20 protein-coding genes are annotated in these 21,442 nt (G+C 44.1%); 15 read left to right on the top strand and 5 right to left on the bottom strand.

What is annotated here, in order from left to right:
- Nucleotides 1–213 precede the first annotated feature (213 nt).
- Both C4N24_RS02505 and C4N24_RS02500 read right to left on the bottom strand, forming a co-directional pair.
- On the bottom strand, nucleotides 214–456 hold the full coding sequence (locus tag C4N24_RS02505) for a helix-turn-helix domain-containing protein (RefSeq protein WP_112090191.1): 243 nt from the start codon (nucleotides 454–456) through the stop codon (nucleotides 214–216).
- Nucleotides 457–644: 188 nt separating this feature from the next.
- Nucleotides 645–1,799 (bottom strand): tyrosine-type recombinase/integrase, encoded by a 1,155-nt coding sequence (locus C4N24_RS02500; RefSeq protein ID WP_112090190.1) that lies wholly within the window; start codon nucleotides 1,797–1,799, stop codon nucleotides 645–647.
- Between the two features lie 283 nt (nucleotides 1,800–2,082).
- Here C4N24_RS02500 and C4N24_RS02495 point away from each other — a divergent pair, with 283 nt between their 5' ends.
- The 15 genes from C4N24_RS02495 to C4N24_RS02425 all read left to right on the top strand — a co-directional run bounded on the left by C4N24_RS02495 (nucleotide 2,083) and on the right by C4N24_RS02425 (nucleotide 18,849).
- A complete protein-coding gene (locus tag C4N24_RS02495) occupies nucleotides 2,083–4,239 on the top strand; it encodes a Helicase associated domain protein (RefSeq protein ID WP_242983166.1) in 2,157 nt (718 codons plus the stop codon).
- 45 nt (nucleotides 4,240–4,284) lie between these two features.
- Nucleotides 4,285–4,959 carry a sugar transferase gene (locus C4N24_RS02490; RefSeq protein WP_112090188.1) on the top strand — a complete coding sequence of 225 codons (675 nt, stop codon included), beginning with the start codon at nucleotides 4,285–4,287 and terminating at the stop codon, nucleotides 4,957–4,959.
- 40 nt (nucleotides 4,960–4,999) lie between these two features.
- Nucleotides 5,000–6,130 carry a glycosyltransferase family 4 protein gene (locus C4N24_RS02485; RefSeq protein ID WP_112090187.1) on the top strand — a complete coding sequence of 377 codons (1,131 nt, stop codon included), beginning with the start codon at nucleotides 5,000–5,002 and terminating at the stop codon, nucleotides 6,128–6,130.
- A 3-nt stretch (nucleotides 6,131–6,133) separates the two neighbouring features.
- Complete coding sequence (locus C4N24_RS02480) at nucleotides 6,134–7,333, top strand: glycosyltransferase (protein ID WP_112090186.1); 1,200 nt, start codon at nucleotides 6,134–6,136, stop codon at nucleotides 7,331–7,333.
- Between the two features lie 24 nt (nucleotides 7,334–7,357).
- Nucleotides 7,358–8,191 carry an acyltransferase family protein gene (locus C4N24_RS02475; protein WP_242983165.1) on the top strand — a complete coding sequence of 278 codons (834 nt, stop codon included), beginning with the start codon at nucleotides 7,358–7,360 and terminating at the stop codon, nucleotides 8,189–8,191.
- Nucleotides 8,192–8,371: 180 nt separating this feature from the next.
- Nucleotides 8,372–9,553 (top strand): radical SAM protein, encoded by a 1,182-nt coding sequence (locus C4N24_RS02470; RefSeq protein WP_112090185.1) that lies wholly within the window; start codon nucleotides 8,372–8,374, stop codon nucleotides 9,551–9,553.
- Between the two features lie 3 nt (nucleotides 9,554–9,556).
- On the top strand, nucleotides 9,557–10,738 hold the full coding sequence (locus tag C4N24_RS02465; protein ID WP_112090184.1) for an O-antigen ligase family protein: 1,182 nt from the start codon (nucleotides 9,557–9,559) through the stop codon (nucleotides 10,736–10,738).
- Nucleotides 10,731–11,909, top strand: coding sequence for a CDP-glycerol glycerophosphotransferase family protein (locus tag C4N24_RS02460; protein ID WP_112090183.1), 1,179 nt, complete (start codon nucleotides 10,731–10,733; stop codon nucleotides 11,907–11,909). Before C4N24_RS02465 ends, C4N24_RS02460 begins: the two co-directional genes overlap by 8 nt.
- Nucleotides 11,896–13,338, top strand: a complete 1,443-nt coding sequence (locus tag C4N24_RS02455) for a flippase (protein ID WP_112090182.1) — start codon at nucleotides 11,896–11,898, stop codon at nucleotides 13,336–13,338. Before C4N24_RS02460 ends, C4N24_RS02455 begins: the two co-directional genes overlap by 14 nt.
- A complete protein-coding gene (locus C4N24_RS02450; RefSeq protein ID WP_112090181.1) occupies nucleotides 13,335–14,345 on the top strand; it encodes a hypothetical protein in 1,011 nt (336 codons plus the stop codon). Before C4N24_RS02455 ends, C4N24_RS02450 begins: the two co-directional genes overlap by 4 nt.
- A complete protein-coding gene (locus C4N24_RS02445; RefSeq protein WP_242983164.1) occupies nucleotides 14,342–15,193 on the top strand; it encodes a LicD family protein in 852 nt (283 codons plus the stop codon). Before C4N24_RS02450 ends, C4N24_RS02445 begins: the two co-directional genes overlap by 4 nt.
- The gene (locus C4N24_RS02440) at nucleotides 15,190–16,002 is read left to right on the top strand and encodes a GNAT family N-acetyltransferase (RefSeq protein WP_112090180.1); all 813 of its coding nucleotides are present in this window, start codon (nucleotides 15,190–15,192) and stop codon (nucleotides 16,000–16,002) included. Before C4N24_RS02445 ends, C4N24_RS02440 begins: the two co-directional genes overlap by 4 nt.
- A 2-nt stretch (nucleotides 16,003–16,004) precedes the next feature.
- Nucleotides 16,005–17,078, top strand: coding sequence for a pyridoxal-phosphate-dependent aminotransferase family protein (locus tag C4N24_RS02435; protein ID WP_112090179.1), 1,074 nt, complete (start codon nucleotides 16,005–16,007; stop codon nucleotides 17,076–17,078).
- A gap of 20 nt (nucleotides 17,079–17,098) precedes the next feature.
- The gene (locus C4N24_RS02430) at nucleotides 17,099–18,436 is read left to right on the top strand and encodes a Gfo/Idh/MocA family oxidoreductase (RefSeq protein ID WP_112090178.1); all 1,338 of its coding nucleotides are present in this window, start codon (nucleotides 17,099–17,101) and stop codon (nucleotides 18,434–18,436) included.
- 83 nt (nucleotides 18,437–18,519) lie between these two features.
- Nucleotides 18,520–18,849 (top strand): hypothetical protein, encoded by a 330-nt coding sequence (locus C4N24_RS02425; RefSeq protein WP_112090177.1) that lies wholly within the window; start codon nucleotides 18,520–18,522, stop codon nucleotides 18,847–18,849.
- Nucleotides 18,850–19,096: 247 nt separating this feature from the next.
- On the opposite strand, the gene C4N24_RS02420 is transcribed toward C4N24_RS02425, so the two are convergent.
- The 3 genes from C4N24_RS02420 to C4N24_RS02410 form a co-directional block, all read right to left on the bottom strand.
- The gene (locus C4N24_RS02420; protein WP_112090176.1) at nucleotides 19,097–20,479 is read right to left on the bottom strand and encodes a relaxase/mobilization nuclease domain-containing protein; all 1,383 of its coding nucleotides are present in this window, start codon (nucleotides 20,477–20,479) and stop codon (nucleotides 19,097–19,099) included.
- A gap of 98 nt (nucleotides 20,480–20,577) precedes the next feature.
- Nucleotides 20,578–20,856 carry a hypothetical protein gene (locus C4N24_RS02415; RefSeq protein ID WP_015537711.1) on the bottom strand — a complete coding sequence of 93 codons (279 nt, stop codon included), beginning with the start codon at nucleotides 20,854–20,856 and terminating at the stop codon, nucleotides 20,578–20,580.
- 108 nt (nucleotides 20,857–20,964) lie between these two features.
- Nucleotides 20,965–21,297, bottom strand: a complete 333-nt coding sequence (locus tag C4N24_RS02410) for a plasmid mobilization protein (RefSeq protein WP_112090175.1) — start codon at nucleotides 21,295–21,297, stop codon at nucleotides 20,965–20,967.
- Nucleotides 21,298–21,442: the final 145 nt, after the last annotated feature.

Below are 21,442 nucleotides of genomic sequence, written 5' to 3'. Positions count from 1 at the left end.
ATTTTCGAAGTCCTGTTGATTTCGCTCAAATCGCGTATAACAACACCCATAACAACCTACCGTAGCATTACACAGAACACGGGAATCATCCGAAAAATTTCTAGGGGTTTCCCATCAAATAAATTAGAAATAAAAAGGGCATCGGAGTTCCCCACATATCCAAAGGATACAGAGGGCTCCGGTGCCGATTTATTATGCAATAGAAATACGATTTTAGTGGATTTCCTGCTCTAATTCATCGAATAGTGCACAGGAAAAGAACTGACCAAGCGTAATATCAAGGCCGTCACAGAGCTTTTTTATGGTGGCGATGGATACACGCTGACGGGACGGGTCGAGCATGCTATATACCGTAGATGGTGTTACACCGGCGCGGGTCGCTAACTCGTTAGGACGTATCCCACGCTGGTCGCAGAGCTGTTCAAAGCGTTTGGCAACGGCATCTTTTACAGTCATGATGAAGTTCACCTCAACATGATAGTACAGAAGTTTGTGCAGCTTCGTATACGCAGTTGCGTATATTGTGAGATTGTTTTATGATATAAGAGGTACGCGGTTGCGTAACGATATGAGAATGCAGTTACCAGCAAAACAAAAAAGTATCCTCCATATGGAAAATGAAAGACCGTGACTAAAATTGAGCGTTATTCCAACAGATTTGGCGCTTTTCTGCCCCTCACAGACACCTGATGGGAGAAAATTCGGTTCATCTCCCGGCGCTTTCGGGTCAGATCAGAGTGCACATAACGCTGCAAGGTGATGTTGGCATTGGCGTGTCCTAACAATTCGCTGAGGGTCTTTACATCGCACCCCGCCTGCAGACAGGTGGTAGCAAAGGTATGGCGCAGCGCGTGCGGACGTACCTGCCGGACAGCTGCCTGTTTCAGATACGCCTTGATGCTTTTTCGATAGCAGCGGGGTTCTGTGGGCTTGGATTCAGTACCAGATAGAAGCCATGTAGAATTATTGGTGTTTCCGCGCAGCCTTTTCAGCATAATAAGCAGCTGCTTCGGGATTGGAATTTCCCGGCGGGAGGTGCGGGTTTTAGGCGTTTGGATGACTACCTTTGTATGTCCATTTCCGCAGGAAATTCGGCAGACCGTCCGGTTGATCTTCAGCGTTCCGAGTTTCAGGTCGAAATCGCCCCACTGTAAGCCGCAGATCTCGCCAATACGCAGCCCCAATTCCACCCCTAATAATAAGCCAATTTTGCGGGGCGTGGGGTTCTCCTGTACATACTGATAAAGCCGCTGCTGCTCTGCCGGGGAAAGGGGGACGGGTGTTTTATCAATAACTTTTGGCAGCGCTACTTCCAGTTCCATCGGACGGATCAGGCGTAAATGTGCGGCATATTTGCAGATGCGGCGCAACATCGAGAGGCATTCCCGGGCAGAGGAGTTTCCCAGCGGCTTGTGCGTGGCATCTGTAGGCGCAATGATTTGCTGCATGGCCTGTTCCAGAAAGCTCTCGTCAAGGGACGCAACGGGCACTTTGCTCAAAACAGGGAGAAGATACTTGTGCAGTGTGTACGAATAATGTGCATAGGTGGATTCTTTTACGGCATTCCGTTGGGAGTGCAGCCATACCTCAGCCAATGCTTCAAAGGTCAGGTCGGTTCTTTTCAGGTTGTAAAACCCCGCCTCAGCTTTCTTTTGGACCAGCACATATTTGACCTCTGCGTAGATCGTGCCATAGACGTAGCCCCACTGAATTTTGCCTTCCGATGTGCGTGCCTTGATGTATCGGCCTTCCCATCGACCATCCTTGCGTTTATGAATGTTTTCTCCCCGTCGTGCCATTTCTGCTTCCTCCTGCGATTTGGACACCCATTTGACCACTTATTTTGTCCGCCTTCATTTTCAGCTGGATTTTTCATGCGAAACTGGGCAATGTGCAAAAAAGTTTCAGCTTCTGCGAGTTTTTTTCTAAGGTCATGTGAGATGCATTTGTAAAGATTTCTATTGAATCCCAGATATAACCATGATAAAATAATAGAAGAATTCAAACAACGATGTCGAAAGATCGGTATCCTCCATTTTCCATGTGGAGGATACCCCTTTATTGCGGAAAGGGGTGAACAAGGTGGCATTGCGCCTGTTTGAGCACAACGAGAAAGCGTACAAATCGGCGGTTCGGATGATGGAGCAGTACGGCAAGGCTGCCATTGTTCATCCCACCGGCACCGGAAAGAGCTACATTGCGTTCAAGCTGATCGAGGACAACCCAGAGAAGGTCGTAATCTGGCTTTCTCCAAGTGAATATATCTTTAAGACCCAGCTGGAGAGCCTGAAAAGGAACGACCCGGATTTTCCGTTGGCAAACGTTCACTTTTATACCTACGCCAAACTGATGTGTTGCACGCAGACGCAGCTGGAGAAAATTGCAGCGCAGAAGCCTGCCTATATTATACTCGATGAATTCCACCGTGCCGGTGCGGAATGCTGGGGCGAAAGCACGGTGGCTTTATTAAAGTTATGCCCAGAGGCAAAGCTTCTGGGGCTGACGGCAACAAACATCCGGTATCTGGATAATAACCGTGACATGGCCGAAGAGCTCTTTGATGGGCATACGGCGAGCGACATGACCCTTGGCGAAGCAGTCGTCAGGGGCATTTTGCCTGCCCCGAAATATGTAACTACGGTCTACCAGTACCAGAAAGCCCTTGCAAAGTATCAGGCGCGGGTGGATAACCTGCGGACACCGGGCATTCAGGACGCCAACCAAAAATATCTGGATGCGCTGCGCCGGGCACTGGAGCAGGCGGACGGTCTGGACAGGGTCTTTGCCCATCATATCACAAACAAATCTGGCAAGTACATTGTGTTCTGCGCCAACAAGGAGCACATGGACGAGATGGTATCCCATGTGCCGGAGTGGTTCGCCGGGGTCAACCCAGATGTGGTGGTGTACGAAGCCTACTCGGATGACCCGAATACGGACAAGGCGTTTGCGGACTTCAAAACGGACACAAGCGACCGTCTGAAGCTGCTGTTCTGCATCGACATGCTCAACGAGGGCGTCCATGTGGAGGGCATTTCCGGCGTCATTTTGTTCCGTCCAACGATTTCGCCCATTATCTACAAGCAGCAGATAGGGCGTGCCCTGACCGCTGGGGATAATACAACGCCGCTTATCCTAGATGTTGTCAACAATTTCGAGGGCTTGACCAGTATTTCCGGTTTGCAAGGCGAGATGCAGGAGGCGGTCCACCGGCTCTATGCCAACGGTGAGGGCGATAGGATCGTCACCGAGCGATTCGAGGTCATCGAGCAGGTGCATGACTGCCGGGTGCTGTTCGAGCAGCTGCAGGCGAGCCTTTCGTCCGGTTGGGAGCACTATTTCTCCGAGGCGAGCATCTACTATGCGGAGCATGGCAACCTGAACGTCCCGAAACTGTATACCACGCCCGGCGGTCTGAGCCTTGGCGTGTGGCTGGTCACTCAGCGTCGTGTGCGCGAGGGACAAATTCAAGGCATCCTGACCGAACAACAGATTCAACGGCTGGACAGCATCGGCATGGTCTGGGGCAACCGGAAGGAAATTGCGTGGCAGCACGGATTTGAGGTCGCAAAGAAATACCACGACACCTACGGAAACCTGATGGTGCCCGGAAAGTATGTGGATCCGGACGGCTATCCCTTAGGACAGTGGATCATCAAGACCCGGCAGCAAAAGCTGAACGGCCGACTGAAGGAAGAACGCATCGCACAGCTTGATGAGATCGGCATGGTGTGGAACATTTTCGATGCCAAGTGGGAAAAGGCTTATGCGCTGGCTGCGGCTTATTATGAGGAAAACGGCAACCTGAATATCCCACGTTCCTATGTGACAGCGGCTGGCGAACGGCTGGGACAATGGGTCGAAAGCCAGCAATGGGCGTACCCGAAAGGAAAACTGACGGAGGAACAGGTCGAGCGGCTCAGCCGGATCGGGATGTACTGGGGCAATCGCAATGACCGCAAGTGGAACGAGGGGTATCAGGAGGCAAAGCGCTATTTTGATGCCCACGGCGACCTGAACGTCCCAGCAGAATATGTGTCACCGGGCGGTTACAACCTCGGAAATTGGGTCAAACGGCAACGGTATACCCGCCAGAATCCAGAAAAAAGCGGTGCGGTGCTGACAGAGGAACGTATTGCAAAGCTGGATGCCATCGGGATGCGGTGGGGGAAAAGTAACTCGAAGCACCCATCTAAGCAAGCGATACAAGCTGAAACAGTTACCGCAAAAGCGGGTTAAAACAAGAAATCTATAAACAAACGCGAATTTATGTGAGGAGAAAAAATGGCTACGAATACTGTCGGAATCGATAAGGAAGTTGAAGTTAACCGCAAGGAAAATCTGCGGAACCATCGCCTGTACTGGATCGGGCGTCGGACGCAGGACGTAATCTTGTCATCGCTGGCACTGGTGGTGCTGTCGCCGGTCATGCTGGCTACGGCTATTGCAATTGTGGTGGATGACCCGTCTGCGGGGCCTGTTTTCAGTCAGGAGCGCATTGGCCGCAACGGCAAGCCCTTTAAGTTCTATAAGTTCCGCTCCATGTGCCCAAATGCAGAGGCAAAGCTGGACGATTTGCTTGACCAGAACGAGATGGATGGTCCTGTGTTCAAGATCAAGGACGACCCCCGCATTACCCGTGTGGGCAAGTTTATCCGGAAGACCAGCATTGATGAGTTGCCGCAGCTGTGGAACATCCTGAAGGGTGATATGAGCATTGTGGGTCCCCGCCCGGCACTTCCCCGCGAGGTGGAGCAGTACGGCGACTACGAAAAGCAGCGTCTGTATGTGACTCCCGGCCTGAGTTGCTACTGGCAGATCGCCCCGCACCGCAACGATCTCACTTTTGAAGAGTGGATGGATCTGGATGTGAAATACGTCAAGGAGCGCAGCTTCTGGGTGGATTGGAAGATTATTTTTAAGACCTTCAAGGTGTGCTTGCTGGGGCGTGGGGAGTAAAAATAACAGTACATGGAAGGAAAACGGTTGGAAAGACGAGATGGAAAAAGACCTTAGAATTGCGGTATTGGGACAGAAGCGATTGTCGAGAGAGGGCGGCGTAGAAATTGTCGTAAAGGAGCTTTGCACGCGGATGGCACAGCAAGGCTGTCAGGTGACCTGCTACAACCGGTCGGGACATCATGTAAGCGGCGCAGAGTATGACGATATCGATAACACGAACTATGAAGGAATCCGGCAGAAGTACGTTCCAACGATAGAGAAAAAAGGCCTTGCAGCGGTAAGCGCATCGGCTTTTGCAGCGCTTTACAGTGCATTTGGAAAATACGATGTGGTGCATATCCATGCAGAGGGACCGGCTTTCTTCTCATGGTTGCCCAAAATGTTTGGCAAAAGGGTGGTGGTTACCATCCATGGCGTTGACTGGCAGCGTGAGAAGTGGCAGTCGGGGTTTGGTTCCAAATTTATCCGTCAGGGCGAAAAAAATGCCGTGAAATATGCGGATGAGATCATCGTTCTGAGCAAGGGCGTGCAGGACTATTTCAAGGAAACTTATGGTAGAGAAACGCACTTTATCCCCAATGGCGTGAATAGGCCGCAGATTCGGGAAGCAAATCTGATCACAGATAAGTTCGGGCTGAAAAAAGATTCCTACATATTGTTCCTCGGGCGTCTTGTGCCGGAAAAGGGTATTCGATATCTGGTCGAGGCATTCAAAAATGTCAGGACGGATAAGAAACTGGTCATCGCAGGTGGCTCCAGTGATACCGATTCCTTTATGGAAGAACTGAAAGAACTGGCGAAGGATGACAATCGAATCCTCTTTACCGGGTTCGTGCAGGGAGCGATGCTGGATGAACTGTACAGCAACGCCTATATCTATACGCTGCCGTCTGATCTGGAGGGAATGCCCTTGAGCCTGCTGGAGGCGATGAGCTACGGCAATTGCTGTCTGGTTTCTGATATTCCAGAGTGTGCAGAGGTTGTGGAAGATAAGGCGCTGATTTTCAAAAAGGCTGATGTGCAGGATCTGCAAGAAAAGCTGCAGGACGCCTGTGACCATCCTGAAATGGTTATGAAAATGAAGAAGCAGGCAGCTGACTTTATCTGCGAGAAATATAACTGGGATGAAGTTGTAAAGGAAACGATGAAACTGTACAGGAGAAAATAATAGATGAGAGTATTGATTATAAATAAGTTTTTGTATCCCAACGGTGGATCAGAGACGTACATATTTAAGCTGGGTGAGGCGCTGGAGCAGCACGGACATGAGGTTCAGTACTTCGGCATGGAGCATGAAGGTCGCTGCGTGGGCAACCGCGTCAATGCTTATACATCTGATATGGACTTCCACGGTGGCAGCAAACTGAGCAAGCTGACCTACCCGATCAAGACCATCTACAGCAAGGAAGCACGGGTGCAGCTGAGAAAAGTTCTGGACGACTTCAAGCCGGATGTCTGTCACCTGAACAACTTCAACTACCAGCTGACACCTTCCATCATCCTGGAAATCGTGAAGTGGCGCAAGGAGACCGGAAGGAATTGTAAAATCATCTTCACGGCACATGACTACCAGCTGGTCTGCCCGAACCACATGCTGAACAATCCGAACACCCACCAGAACTGTGAGAAGTGCCTCGGCGGTCATTTCGTGAACTGCATGAAAGGCAAGTGCATCCACGGCTCCACGGCGAAATCTGCCATCGGCATGATGGAGGCTGAGTTCTGGAAGTGGAAGGGCACCTACAAGTACATTGACACCATGATCTGCTGCTCCGAGTTCATGAAGACCAAGATGGACAGCAACCCGCTGTTTGCAACGAAGACCGTGGCAATGCACAACTTCATCGACAAGGTGGAGTGGAAAGAGACGGAAAAGAAGGATTACATCCTTTACTTTGGCCGATTCTCTGAGGAAAAGGGCATTGGCACACTCATCAAGGTCTGCAAGGATCTGCCGGATGTACAGTTCATCTTCGCCGGTACTGGCCCGCTGGAAGAGACGGTAAATGGCATTAAGAACATCAAGAACGTTGGTTTCCAGAAAGGCGAGGCACTGGAAAAACTCATCCGTGAGGCACGCTTCTCTATCTACCCGTCTGAGTGGTATGAGAACTGCCCGTTCTCTGTAATGGAATCCCAGATGTACGGCACGCCGGTGCTGGGTGCAAACATCGGCGGCATCCCGGAACTGATTCAGGTTGGCAAGACCGGCGAGCTGTTTGAGAGTGGTAATGCCGAAGATCTGAAGAAGAAAATCGAGAAGCTCTGGGGTGATAAGGAGCTGTGTGCGAAGTACAGTGCGAACTGTAAGGACATCAGCTTCGATACCATTGATGAGTATTACGAGAAAATTATGAAGGTGTATCAGTAAGACTGGTACGTGAGGAGAGAATTTGTGGCTACAAAAGCGGATCGATACGAGGGAATAGATGGATTGAAGGCATATGCCATTATTGGAATTGCTCTGATGCACGTATTATCGAATGGAAAATACGAAATTGGAGGATTTGCATTTAACCAGCTTATTCCGTCTTTCACAAACCTCGTTTTCCTTTTTATGATGGTCAGCGGCTTTGGTATGTGCTGCGGCTATTACCAGAGAATAATTGACCAGAAGATCAGCGTAGAGGATTTCTACAAGAAACGGTACATCAAAATCTGGCCGTATTTTGCACTGCTTTGTGCGTTAGACTTTGTGATTTCACCAAGCAAGGAATCCTTGTTTGAAGTTTTCACAAATTTGACATTATGCCAAGGGTTACTGCCGAATGCCAAGATTTCGGTCATTGGTGTGAGCTGGACACTGGCAGTTATTTTTGTGTTCTATATGCTGTTCCCGTTCTTCTGTTTTCTGATTGGAAATAAGAAGAGAGCGTGGGGCGTAGCAGTTGTGGCACTGATGTTTAACTGGCTGTGCGCTAATTACTTCAAAGCTGGAAGGACTAGTATCGTCTACGATGCGATTTACTTTATCGCAGGTGGCCTGATTTTTCTCTATCGAAAAGAACTGGCCGAGTTCGCATCGAAGTACAAAATCATCGCCGGAGCGGTTCTGTTGATTGCCACGGTTGCATATTTTGCGTTAGGCAGTTCTACACTTACGATGCTGTTCTTCTGTGTGGCAGCACTGGTCTATACCCTCGGCTGTAAAGTGGGGGGGTACTGGTCAATCCAGTTGCCAAGTTCCTCGGGGGTATCAGCTTCGAGATTTACCTGTGCCACATGGTGATTTATCGTGTGCTTGAGAAGCTGCACCTCGTTCATCTATTTGGAAACGGTCTGCTGGCATATATCTTCACGGCAGTCGCAGTTATATGCGGCTCGGTTGTGTTCTCAGTATGCGCCAAGTGGTTCTTAAATAAAATCGAAACATTCTTAAAAGAGAGAGTAAACAATAGGAGAGCTAATCATGTCTGAAGAAAAGAAGTTAAATGGTACGGTCATCGTTACTTATCGCTGCAACGCTCGTTGTTCTATGTGCAACCGTTATAAGGCACCTTCCAAGCCGGAAGAGGAAATCAGCATCGAGACCATTAAGAAGCTGCCAAAGATGTACTTCACAAACATCACCGGCGGTGAACCGTTCATCCGTACTGACCTGAAGGATATCGTGCGTGAACTGTACAAGAAGTCTGACCGTATCGTTATTTCCACGAACGGTTTCTTCACAGATCGTATCGTTGATCTGTGTAAGGAGTTCCCTCAGATCGGTATTCGTATCTCTATCGAGGGTCTGGAGCAGACCAACAATGAGATTCGTGGCCTGCAGAACGGCTACCAGCGTGGTTACAGCACACTGAAGAAGCTGCGTGAAATGGGCATGAAGGATGTCGGTTTTGGTATGACCGTTCAGGACAAGAATGCTCCTGACCTGGTTCCGCTGTACAAGATTTCCGATGAGATGGGCATGGAGTTTGCTACGGCTTCTTTGCATAACAGCTTCTACTTTGTTGAAGCAAAGAACATCATCCATGATCGTCCGATGGTCGCAAAGAACTTCGAGAATCTGGTCAACGAACTGCTCCGTAGCAACAGCCCGAAGAAGTGGTTCCGTGCTTACTTTAACCACGGTCTGATCAATTACATCTACGGCCAGAAGCGTCTGCTGCCTTGCGATATGAGCTTCGATACCTTCTTCATCGACCCGTATGGCGATGTTATGCCTTGCAATGGCACAAAGGATAAAGAGGTCATGGGCAACCTGAACAATCAGACTTGGGATGAGCTGTGGAACAGCCCGGAGGCAGAGAAGGTTCGTGCAAAGGTTCGTTGCTGCGACCGTGACTGCTGGATGATCGGCAGCGTAAGTCCTGCGATGCACAAGTACATCTGGAAACCTGCTACCTGGGTTCTGGTACACAAGTTCAAGGCACTGTTCACCAAGCATCCGTACAGCATGTATGAGCTGAAGATTTGCCGTGATTATCGTGATGGCAAAGTCGCCAAAGAGGAACTCGATAAGTGCAGCACCTGCGATATGAACTGTGTGATCAACAACGGTCTGAGTGAAGCATCCAAGGAACAGCTGAAGCATAAGACCGGCGAGGAAATTGTGGATGCCGATATCGCACAGCAGATGGAGAAGAGATAAGAAATGAATGCAAATAAACTATTATGTAGGTTACTTTTGCTATTTCCAGTTTTTACTTTGTTTCAGTCATTTCCGCTTTTGAGATGGATTAATAAGGCACTGTTGATTTGTGTAATTATTGTATTACTTTTTTTAACAGTCCGAAAAATGAAAAAAAGATGGGCTGGAATATTGGTTACGGTTGTAGTCGTGCATGTATATGCGCTCATGCAGACAACTTTCCCACTGTATAACAGCAACATGCTTTTTTATTATGGATTTTGGATATTGCTAACAATTTATTATACGAGTTATCCCGAATGTGCAGCAAGTCATTTTAAAGAAAATGAAAGATACATAGAAAAAATTGTACAGTTGTGGTCTGTCATTGTCGGAATTTCTATTTTTATGCCATCGTCATATGTAATCAATAAAGCATGGGGGAGCGGAAGATATTTTGTGTCTATAACGGGTGATTCGTTTCGACTTGCACCAACATGTCTTATGATTGTAACTTTGGTATTGGGACTTTACTGCTTAACAAAAAGTAAAAAATATTTGTTTTACACCATTATTCCAATGTATGGCTTTTTGATGTGTGGTTCAAGAACCTATCTTGGAATAGGACTGTTAGTGGTTCCTGCTTTTTGGTATATATATTGTGAGAAAAAACGGTACTTCTATTTTTCTCTTATTCCATTAGTGATACTAATGGGGATTTTAATTTTGAATTCGGCAGCAGGATCTAAAATCGCAGCAACGACATATACGACTAATAGTTTCTTTGACAAATGGGGAACGATTACTAACGGCCGAACAGTTTTCTGGAATTTGGATCTTAAGTACTTCTTTAAAGAAAATATCCTTAATCAATTATTGGGCTGTGGGTTTAATTTTGATTATCAGATTACTAAAAGGTTCTATACAGCAGCGCATTGGGCACATAATGATTTTATAAGTGTTCTGTTGAATTTTGGTTATATTGGATTGGGCATTTATATTTATTCAGTGTATGGACTATTAAAGACATTTATTCTCGATATGAGAATGCCAAAGTTAGTGGTAACTTTAGTGTTTATGATATGGTTTTTAAATGCGATGTTTAATATGTTTTACACATACACGTGCAGTATGGTGTGTTTTCCAATGATGCTCATTGCGCTTAAAGAATATTATATGTTTAAGGTGGAAATAGCAAATGAATAGAATCAAATTCAAACGTAGAATTGGTCAGGTGCGATGTGCTGCAAAATATTATATTGTATATGTTATATCAAAATTATATCGTGTCCATGACAATGCATGGCTGATTGCAGAGCGAGGGACGGATGCACGTGATAATGGATATGTTTTTTATAGATATTTAAAAAAGGTACACCCGGAAATTAGTGTGAAGTTTGTAATATCAGATACATCTCCAGATAGAGACAGATTGGAAACAGGTGATATCGTTCGATATGGCTCTTTTGAACATTATTTAAGATATATTACAGCGCCGATGCTTTTGTCTACACATTACCAGGGTTATTCGCCTAATTTTGAGTTGTTTTCTCAGTTAGATAAAAGGGGCCTGATAAGTGTCAAAGGAAAAAAGGTATTGCTTGATCATTGTGTTCGAATGGGAAAGGCTGGCTGTACAGCCAATACAGTAAAAATAGATTTAATGATATGCTCAATTCCGAGAGAATATGAGGCACTTTCAAAGAACTCTGGATACAAACCGAGCGTTTTATGTGATATAGGCATGCCGAGATTTGACAATTTGATCGACGAGTCTGAAAAACTTCCAATAAAGCAAATTTTATTTATGCCGACATGGAGAGTTAAATATACAAATGCAAGCGAAATGGATTTCGTTCGAGATGAATATTTCATTGGTTGCAAAGAATTGTTGGAGAGCGATGAACTAGCTTCATTTCTTGAAGAGAAAAATATGAATTTTGTTTTTTACCCTCATATTGAAATGCAAAAGTATATTCATCTGTTTTCTGCCAAATCGAAAAGAATTGTAATACGTGATGCTGGCTCTGCAATTGTTGAAAATCTTCTTTTGGAAAGTTCAATATTGATTACAGATTACTCTAGCGTGTTTTTTGATTTCGCTTATATGCTAAAACCAGTAATCTATTATCAGTTTGACAACGATGAGAACGAACGAGCAGCGAGCAAAAGATGGTTCGATTTTGAAAAAGATGGATTTGGACCAATTTGCAGAAAAAGTACGGAAGTAATTAAGATATTGCATGAGTTGGAAAATACACGGTTGGGTGAAAAATATCAAAAACGGGTTAAAGAAATGTTTCCTATCCGAGATAAAAATAATTCAGAACGAGTGTACCAAGCAATTATAGGTTTAGAGAAAGATGAAAGAAAATAGAAATGGCTTGAAAAAAAATTATGCATACAATTTGCTTTATCGAATTGTAACATTAGTCACACCATTGATTACATCTCCGTATATTTCGCGAGTGATTGGAGCAGATGGAATTGGTCAATACAGTTATACATATGCAATTTCCCATTATTTTTTGATTTTTGCAGTGCTGGGCGTTTCCGACTATGGTAATAGATGTATTGCAAAAGTAAGAGATTCTAAAGAAGAACGAAACAAAGTTTTTAGTGAGATTGTATCCCTGCAAATACTATTATCAGTAGGAATGAGTATATTATACATTATATACTGCTTGGTGGTTACTGAAAATAGAAGACTTGCTTATATGCAGGGGTTTAACGTTCTCTCTGCGATATTTGATGTGACATGGCTGCTATTTGGATTGGAACTCTTTTATGTTACAACATTGCGAAATGTTATTGTAAAAATAGGAACAGTGTTGTTGATTCTTTTATTGGTTAAATCACCAAATGATGTTTGGAAATATACATTAATTATGTCAGGAGGAACACTGGTAGGTCAGTTATCGGTTTGGCCAATTTTAAGAAATTACGTTTGTTTTATAAGACCAAAATGGAATGATGTTATAAAACACTTGAAGCCGAATCTAGTGCTGTTTTTACCAGTTATTGCAAATGATCTACTGGGATATTTTGATAAGATTATGATTGGAAACATGTCTATTGATGCCGAATTAGGCTGCTACGATAATGCTGAAAAATTGCTGAGTATTCCTAATAGCTTAGTGACAGCGTTAGGTACTGTTATGCTGCCACGAGTATCCAATTCAATCGCAAAAGGAGAACTAAAATCGGTCAATGAAATGATTCAAAAATCAATGCTATTTGTAGTATTTGCAACGAGTGCATTGGTTTTTGGAATATGCGCAGTAGCTAAAGAGTTTGTTCCCTTGTTTTTTGGGACAGGGTTTGATTTGGTTGTTCCACTATTATACACTTTAGCGCCATATATTATTTTCGTTAGTTGGGCGAATGTTTTGAAAACACAGGTTTTACTTCCAAATAATAAAGATATGACATTTGTCGTTTGCTTAATCTTGGGTGCATTTGTTAATGTGGTGTTAAATTACTGTTTAATCGGAACTAGCGGTGCAGTTGGAGCTGCAATCGCAACAACAATTTCTGAGGGATTGATTGCGGTTTCAGAAACAGTTGCGCTAAGAAAACTTATTGATGTAAAGCGTTATCTAATTCAAGGACTACCCTTTATATTATTTGGTTTTTTAATGTTCAGTGTGATTCATGATTTATATGTTTTGAATGATATCATTACGTTAATCTGTAAAGTAATGATTGGCGCTATCGTATATTTGGTATGCTCATGGCTGTATATTTATAGATTCTATCCGGATGTGATCACGTCCTTAAAAGTATTTCGGAGGAAAAAAGAATGAAAAAAGTAACATGCATCAGCTATCATGCTACCGGCTCAGGAGCGGTAGATGATTATTTGCGGGAATTCGATGGTTTTACATATGCTCCTTCAGATGTTGAATGTAGGTTTTTACAGGATCCGGACGGAATTTCTGATCTAGAATATAACCTTGTTGATAATTGGCACAGGCTCAATAGCGGATTTGCAGTAAAACGTTATAAAAAATTTGCCAGAATGAATAAGAGAACGTATCAGCTGATATTTGGTAAGTGCTGGCTGGATGAGACTGACAAATATATCCGTGATTTGGTGGATTTTGAATTTCCTGGTTATTGGCATGGGGATGTAAACGAACAGCCCTTTATCCCATGGGCGATTTATAAAATACGGAGAGCTTTTTCAAAAATAATGCCGCGTAAATATAGAAAAACGCAGGATTACAACTATTTTCCGTATTTAACAAGTTATCATTGCGCTTGTAGCAGAGAAGAATTCTATCAAAAAACCCAGGATTACACGGAGGCACTGTGCGAGAAAATGGCAAGGCCTGATACAGAATACCTTGTACTGGATCAATGTGTATCGACTACAAATGTAAAAAGATACTTAAATTACATTCGGGATCTAAAGGTTATTATAGTAGATAGAGATCCAAGGGATGTTTATATTCAAGCAATGAGGGATGGAGACCATGTTTTGCCGCATGATCCTCTTTTGTTCGCAAAGCAATATCGAGATATGCGGCGAACGATTGACGATGAGATAAAGGATCCCAGAATACTGAGAATTCATTTTGAGGATTTGATTTATCGGTATGATTTTACCACCAAACAGATAAATGAATTTCTGGGAATTTCCGAGGAAAAACATAAAGATCTTCGAAAACATTTTAATCCGGACATATCAATAAGAAATACGCAACTGTGGATAAATGATAAAAACTATAATAACCAGATAAAAATTATAGAACAAGAACTCGAGGATTTTTTATACCTATTTCCTAACAGGGAGGATGATAGACAGTGATTAAAGAAATCAAAGGCGAAGACTTTCGGAAAATGCAACTAACAGAACTGGATATGTTGGTTGAATTTGATAAGGTTTGTAGAAAGTATAATATCAACTATGTCTTATTTGGTGGAAGTCTGCTTGGAGCGGTGAGACATCAGGGGTATATTCCATGGGATGATGATGCTGACATTGGAATGCTTCGCGAAGATTACGAAACATTCAAGAAGCATAAAGACGAGATGAATCCTAATATTTGCTTCTTTCAAGATCATGATACAGACCCTGAATATAGATGGGAATATGGAAAACTACGACGTACAGGCTCTACTTATATTCGAGTTGGTCAGGAACACTTGAAATGTAAAACCGGAATTTTTGTTGATGTGTTTCCAATGGATGATATTCCGCTTTCAATTGTTGGGCAAATATTTCAGGATTTGCATTGCTATTGTTTGCGGAAGATTCTATGGTCTGAGGTGGCAAAAGAAAACACAGTGGGATTTTGGAAGGTATGGTTTACCCTTCTATCGAAGATTTCGGTCGATTTTGCATTTCATGGATATGAAAAATATTCAAAGAAGAGCAGAAATTCTTCGCTCAATCGGGTTCGATGCTTAGGATTTCCTGCAACAGGGATGTTATATAAAAAGAACCCACTGAGTGAGCGATATGGGATGCCAAAATCATGGTTTACAGACCGCGCAGAATATATGTTTGAAGAAAAAAAGTTGTACAGTTCAAAAGACTATGATACGGTTTTGAAATATATCTATGGCGATTATATGAAGCTTCCTCCTGAAGATCAGAGAGAGCCACATTCGCCTTGTTCGGAGATAGTATTTCCAGGTGAGGAAAATATATGATTATAAGGTGTCAAAAAGAAGATGAGAAAATCATCGAATCATATATTGGAACAGAATATTATAAATGTCTTTATCTCTATATGAATTTGCAAAGATATGGAACTGGTTCACAAGCTATTGATGTCTATATGGATAAATTTGAAAATAAAATAAAAGCGGTTTATTTATTTTATTTTTCGTGTGTCCATGTATACTCGATAGATAATGATTTTAGTGTACCAGAATTAAAAGAACTGCTTAAAAGTCATCCAATAAAAATGATTTATTGCGAAAAAAGTACAGCAGAGTATATAGGAGGTAATTATTCCAGTAGCGAACGGCCTTTTACTATAACGTATGGTTGGGTAGCAGAAATCACTAATGTTGATGAAAAACATAGAGAATCAGTACAATTAGCATCTGCGAACGATTTTAAACAGATTGTTCAAATGATCTATGGCGATGAAGATATTGGAAAATCTTATAATAAAAATGAACTGGCTGAGCAGCTTCTTCAGCGTTCCAAAGAAGGATATTCCAGAAATTATGTGATAAAAAAGAACGATGTGGTAATTGCTCATGCGTGTACAAATGCAGAAATAGATGGAGTAGCTATTGTCGCAGAGCTAATAGTTAATAAAGAGTATCGAAGGAGAGGCTATGCACTAGAAATATGGAGAGCTATTTGCGAAGAAGTATTAAAAGAGGGAAAAAGAGTTTTTTCCTTCTATTATTCAAACGAATCCAGAAATCTCCATAGGAAAGTAGGCTTTCACGAAGTTTGCGAATGGGGAAAAATTGTATTTAATAATAATTACATGGAGGTATAAATATGTTGAATTTTACAGTTGGACCGGTTATGTCAGATGAAAAGATTAGAGCAATTGGTGCAGAACAGGTTCCATATTTCAGAACGCCTGAGTTCTCTGCTGTTATGCTTGAAAATGAAAAGCTGATGAAGCAGTTTGCGAAAGCTGGCGATGATGCTAGAGTGGTGTTTATCACTGGCTCTGGTACAGCAGCTATGGAAGCAACTGTTATGAATGTCTTTGATAAGAAGGATAAAGTTTTGGTCGTAAACGGCGGCAGTTTTGGTCAGCGGTTTGTTGAGTTGTGCCAGATTCATGAGATTCCGTATGAGGAAATCAAGCTGGAGAAAGGTAAAGCACTCAAAAAAGAGCAGTTGGATATGTACGACGGTAAAGGCTTTACAGGGTTCCTCGTTAATGTACATGAAACCTCAACAGGTGTTCACTATGACATTGAGATGATCAGTGAGTTTTGTAAGAAAAACGGAATTTTTTTGGTCGTGGACGCCATTAGTTCCTTCCTTGCAGACGATTTTGATATGAACAAATTGGGTGTGCAGGTAATGATTACTGGTTCTCAGAAAGCATTGGCTTGTCCTCCGGGCGTATCAGTTATTGTCTTGTCCGATGAAGCGGTCAAACGTGTAGAGGCCCGCGATGTGAAGTGTATGTATCTAAATCTGAAGTCTGCTCTTAAAAATGGCGAGCGGGGACAAACACCCTTTACACCAGCAGTTGGTACTTTACGCCAGATCAATGCTCGTCTGAAAGAAATAGAAGCCGCTGGCGGTGTTGAGAGTGAAACAAAGAAAATTGCGGAACTTGCTCAAGATTTCAGAGATAAGATTAAGGGATTACCGCTTGAAATCGTTTCTGAGTCGATGTCCAATGCAGTTACACCGTTGCATCCTTTGAATGTATCGGCCTATGATGTTTTTACGATACTCAAAGATGAGTATGGTATTTGGATTTGTCCCAATGGTGGAGAAATGAAAGAGACCATTTTCCGTGTGGGGCATATTGGTGCATTGACAAAAGAGGACAACTCCACGCTTGTAAATGCTTTAAAGGATTTACAGAAGCGTGGACTTTTGTAAAAAGTGAGAGGAAGCAAGAAATGGTAAAAGTAATTACATACGGAACGTATGACTTGCTTCACTATGGTCATATCAAACTGCTAGAACGTGCAAAAGCACTGGGAGATTATTTGATCGTTGGCGTTACAGCGGATGATTTTGATAAAACCCGTGGAAAAATCAATGTACAGCAGTCCTTGATGGAGCGTATTGAGGCTGTACGTGCCACAGGACTTGCGGATAAGATCATCGTGGAAGAATATGAGGGTCAGAAAATTGATGATATTCGTAGGTACGATGTAGATATTTTCACGGTGGGTTCTGATTGGGCTGGAAAATTTGATTATCTGAATGAATATTGTAAGGTGGTGTATCTTCCGAGAACGGAGGGAATCTCTAGTTCTGAAGTACGGAGTGAACAATGTAAACTTCGTATGGGAATTGTTGGAAAGGCTGCTTTCAGAACAAAGTTTGTAGCAGAGTCTAAATATGTAAACGGCGTTGATGTAATTGGTGTATGTGCATCTCAGAAGAGTGAAGAACCTGAGTTTGATGGGATGTTCTATACCGAAAACTATGATGAACTTCTTGAAAAAGTGGATGCCGTGTATATTGTTTCCAAACCAGAGAAACATTATATTGATACAAAAAAAGCTCTTTTGGCGGGAAAGCATGTTTTGTGTGAATCACCAATTGCTTTAAAAGAAGCGGATTGTGAAGAACTATATTCGATTGCTGAAGAACATGGGCTGGTTCTTATGGATGCTATTAAAACGGCATACTCAACGGCATATGAACGGTTAGTCCTTCTAGCTAAGACTGGAAAAATTGGTAAGGTTGTATCGGTTGATGCTGTTTGTACTAGTCTGCGAGATGGTATTTCAATTGCTGGAACAGATTTAACCCAGAAATGGAATAGTATGTGCGGCTGGGCTCCTGCAGCATTGTTGCCCGTTTTTCAAATACTTGGAACGGAGTACAGGAAAAAAGTAATAACTACGAAATTTTTGGATGAAGCTGCCAATATGGATGCCTATACAAAAATTGATTTTACCTATGGTGGTGCAGTAGCTTCAATCAAAGTAGCAAAAGCTGCAAAATCTGAGGGTGAGTTGATTGTTACGGGAACGAAAGGCTATATCTATGTTCCAGCACCTTGGTGGAAAACAGATTATTTTGAGGTTCGTTATGAGAACGCCGAAGACAATCAAAGATTTTTTTATCAACTTGATGGTGAAGGCATTCGATATGAAATTGTAGCATTTGCAAAATCTGTTGAAGTTAAAAAGCCAATGAACTATGTTGAAAAAGGAGTTTCAAAATCAATAGCTAAAATCATAGAAAGCTTTAATGATCGTACTGATATGATAGTAATATAATACGAAACAGAAATTTGCAGTGATTGAAATAAATGAGATAGAGTGCTATACTAATATTACTATAATTTTCTGGAGGTTTTATTATGCCCAGAACTAAAGGTAGCAAGAATAGGCCCCAAACTGTGACTGCTGATTTTGCAACGCAGATTGCGGAAAAGCAGTCCGCGAAGGAAGCACTCACAGCGGAAATCGCATCCATCACCGCCAACATTGACACTTTAAAGGCTGACCTGAAAACCAAGAAGGCAGCGCTGAAATCTATCGACAAGGAAATTGCCAGAATCGAGGCTAAAAAGGTCAAAGCTGAAACCAAAGCAGCGGAATCCGCAAAGAAAGCCGAAGCAGAGGACGTGCTGAAAAAGCTGCTGGCAAGCGGCGTGAGCGCAGACGATATCCTTGCAAAGTTGAAGTAATCTGAAAATTTCTGACGCAGCAGTTGACGGAAACATCTACGTCGCAAGCAGTGCAACTTGGTACCAACTTGCGATTTTTGAATCGGATTTTTCAAAATCCAAATTCAAAATGCTTGTTGGGCTGTGCCCAATCCCCTTTCGTTCTGCATCGTGCGATGCAGGCTGCGCGTTTGCTCCAAACACTTCTATAACAAAAAAAGATAGCCTAGGGCTCTTCCATAAGGGAAGAATCCTAGGCTATCTTCGTTTATCGGGACTTCATTTTTTCAGCGCCACTCTTTTCCTCTGCAAAGAACAGTTCTACATTTTTCTTTGCACGAAGAAGCTCCTGCATTTCTTCTTTCGCTTTGCGGTAGTCCGGGTAGCGTGCTTTCTTTTCTGTCAGCAGCTTGGAATATTCCGCATCCAACTCCTTGACCTTGGGGAGCGTTTTCAAATTGGCTTCATCAAACGCCGCTTTCGCCGCCTTGTGCAGCGTGATTTCTGTGCGGTGCGTTTCCAGAAAGCGCTTGCTGTATCCGGTCTTGCGGTAGGCGTCATAGACCGGTCGCGTTTTGGCGTAGTTGATGATATGCGCTTTCAGCACTGCAATTTCCGCCAGCCGCTTCTCTGATGCTTTAATGGAATCGCCCAGTTCATGATAGCGTGCAGTTGCAGCGTCCACACGCTCCTGCATTTCCTCGATGCTGCCGATTTTATTTTCCTGTAAGAAGATCAGCGTCCGGGACATTTCTTTTAAGTTGTGCTGCTTTGCCCAGCGGGCAAAACCCGTGCCTTTTCCCTCGGCCAGTTTTGCCTGAATGTCCACCAGCATCTGAAATTTTTGTTCCGGTGCTGGGCACTTTTGCCGAGGCCGATGCTCCGCTTCTCCGGCAAGGACAGCTTTCAATTCTTCCTCGCTGTACCCTGCCCCCAAAGTGCGGAACCGGATGAATCGCTTCTGCCGTGCGCCCTTGACGGAGGTGTACTTTCCGCGTTTGACTTCATAGCCCTGCTGCTCCAGCTTTTGCAGAAAATCCTCGTAGTCATTGGGCTTTTCAGCCAGAGTCCTGTCAATTACACTGCATAGCCGGTCACGGTTGCTCTCCCTTGGCGGGTAAAGTGTGCGCTTCTGCCGCTCCCGGTAAGGCTTTATCTCAATGACGGAGAGCTGATGCTCTAAGCAGATCAGGTCACTCAACCGCTGCACTGCCAATGCCGAAAAGAAAAAATCCCGGAATTTTCGTGTTCCATCCAACGCAGTGGAGTTGTAAATAATGTGGTTGTGGATGTGTTCCCTGTCCGTGTGGGTGGCAACGATAAATGCATATTTGCCTTTGGTAAAGCGCATTGCCAGCTCGTAGCCCACCTTATTGGCTTCCTCGGCGGTGATCTCACCGGGGCGAAAAGACTGCCGTATCTGATAGGCAATCACATCATTTTTCTGTCTGCGCCCTGTGGCAAGTTCGTATTGACGCTTGGAAAGCATAAATTCTTCGTCTGCGGTCAATGGGCTGCACTCGTAGCTACTGACCAGCTCTCCCCTGTTTGTTTTGTCAGGATTCTTCGCGTAGTCCGTGCGGCTTTTCAGGCAGGCCGCAACCGACTTGCCTTTGTTTTTGTGCAGCGCAATCAAACGTATTGCAGCCATTCTGAATCACCCCCGTGTGACAGTCAATACTTGAGCCACTTGTAGCGTTCGCAGCCCCAAACAAAAAAGCCGCCCGAAGGCGGCAAAGATAAAAATACTTACAGTTCTGCAAGCCATTCGCTGAACCGTCCGATGCCCTCTGTGATAGCAGTTGCGCCGAAAAAGAGAACGAAGCAGATAAACTCCGCCACCAGCAGAATGAAAAACTGATCCCAAGTCTGGCGGTAGGCGGTGTAAATGCCGCAGCCGAAGATGTAGAGCATCAGCGGCGCGACCACATAGCTGGACAGAGTCAGCAGCCACTTTGCCATCAGAGCCAGAAACGCCACAAAGAGAGAAATCGGGAAAAGAGCAATTTTCTTCAGCGTAAACATCATATCGAACACCAACCTTTCTTTTCGGCTCTATTATAAAGGTATCAGCTATTGCGTTGCAAGGATGTCAACTGTTATGTACCCCGCAGTCCTCCAACTGCGGGGAAAGTTTTAAAGTTCTGCCAACCGGGAAAGAATCTGCTTGCCGATGCTGATTAGTTCATCCAGCCGCTGCTGCAGGTCCTCCAGATCGGCGGCGTAAACCCGACCATTTTCATTGGCGGCTTTGGCGTACTGGTTCAGATTGTTACTGCACATCTGCAAAAGATACGCCATGCGGCGCAGTTGCGGCAGATCCAAATGCAGACAATATCCGTCCAGTGCCATTTTTCGCAGATAGGAGCCGATGCTCAGAATGCCGCTGGATTCCATTTTGTTCCGAATCCGCTCCAACTCCGGTTTGCTGACCCGGAAATGGAGTTGCTGGTCGCGGCGGTCGCTCACCGGGCATCACCATCCTTATCATAATAGCTGCGGAACGGTTTGACAGGCTCCGACTGATTGGTCTTTTTCCCCAGTGCAGCCAGCACAGACGGACGAGTTGCAGGTGTTTCGGTTTCCTCGGTTTCTTCGGGAGCATCCTGCGAGG

The sequence above is a fragment of the Faecalibacterium prausnitzii genome, assembly GCF_003287405.1.
GTDB classification, from domain to species: domain Bacteria; phylum Bacillota; class Clostridia; order Oscillospirales; family Ruminococcaceae; genus Faecalibacterium; species Faecalibacterium intestinale.
This window is presented reverse-complemented; position numbering and strand designations above follow the sequence as displayed.

Bases quoted from the DNA above. Each gene is read 5' to 3' on its own strand.
- C4N24_RS02420 (WP_112090176.1), bottom strand. From the start codon at position 20,479: ATGGCTGCAATACGTTTGATTGCGCTGCACAAAAACAAAGGCAAGTCG.
- C4N24_RS02480 (WP_112090186.1), top strand. From the start codon at position 6,134: ATGAGAGTATTGATTATAAATAAGTTTTTGTATCCCAACGGTGGATCA.
- C4N24_RS02490 (WP_112090188.1), top strand. From the start codon at position 4,285: ATGGCTACGAATACTGTCGGAATCGATAAGGAAGTTGAAGTTAACCGC.
- C4N24_RS02415 (WP_015537711.1), bottom strand. From the start codon at position 20,856: ATGATGTTTACGCTGAAGAAAATTGCTCTTTTCCCGATTTCTCTCTTT.
- C4N24_RS02435 (WP_112090179.1), top strand. From the start codon at position 16,005: ATGTTGAATTTTACAGTTGGACCGGTTATGTCAGATGAAAAGATTAGA.
- C4N24_RS02485 (WP_112090187.1), top strand. From the start codon at position 5,000: ATGGAAAAAGACCTTAGAATTGCGGTATTGGGACAGAAGCGATTGTCG.
- C4N24_RS02470 (WP_112090185.1), top strand. From the start codon at position 8,372: ATGTCTGAAGAAAAGAAGTTAAATGGTACGGTCATCGTTACTTATCGC.
- C4N24_RS02425 (WP_112090177.1), top strand. From the start codon at position 18,520: ATGCCCAGAACTAAAGGTAGCAAGAATAGGCCCCAAACTGTGACTGCT.
- C4N24_RS02505 (WP_112090191.1), bottom strand. From the start codon at position 456: ATGACTGTAAAAGATGCCGTTGCCAAACGCTTTGAACAGCTCTGCGAC.
- C4N24_RS02500 (WP_112090190.1), bottom strand. From the start codon at position 1,799: ATGGCACGACGGGGAGAAAACATTCATAAACGCAAGGATGGTCGATGG.
- C4N24_RS02450 (WP_112090181.1), top strand. From the start codon at position 13,335: ATGAAAAAAGTAACATGCATCAGCTATCATGCTACCGGCTCAGGAGCG.
- C4N24_RS02460 (WP_112090183.1), top strand. From the start codon at position 10,731: ATGAATAGAATCAAATTCAAACGTAGAATTGGTCAGGTGCGATGTGCT.
- C4N24_RS02440 (WP_112090180.1), top strand. From the start codon at position 15,190: ATGATTATAAGGTGTCAAAAAGAAGATGAGAAAATCATCGAATCATAT.
- C4N24_RS02430 (WP_112090178.1), top strand. From the start codon at position 17,099: ATGGTAAAAGTAATTACATACGGAACGTATGACTTGCTTCACTATGGT.
- C4N24_RS02465 (WP_112090184.1), top strand. From the start codon at position 9,557: ATGAATGCAAATAAACTATTATGTAGGTTACTTTTGCTATTTCCAGTT.
- C4N24_RS02455 (WP_112090182.1), top strand. From the start codon at position 11,896: ATGAAAGAAAATAGAAATGGCTTGAAAAAAAATTATGCATACAATTTG.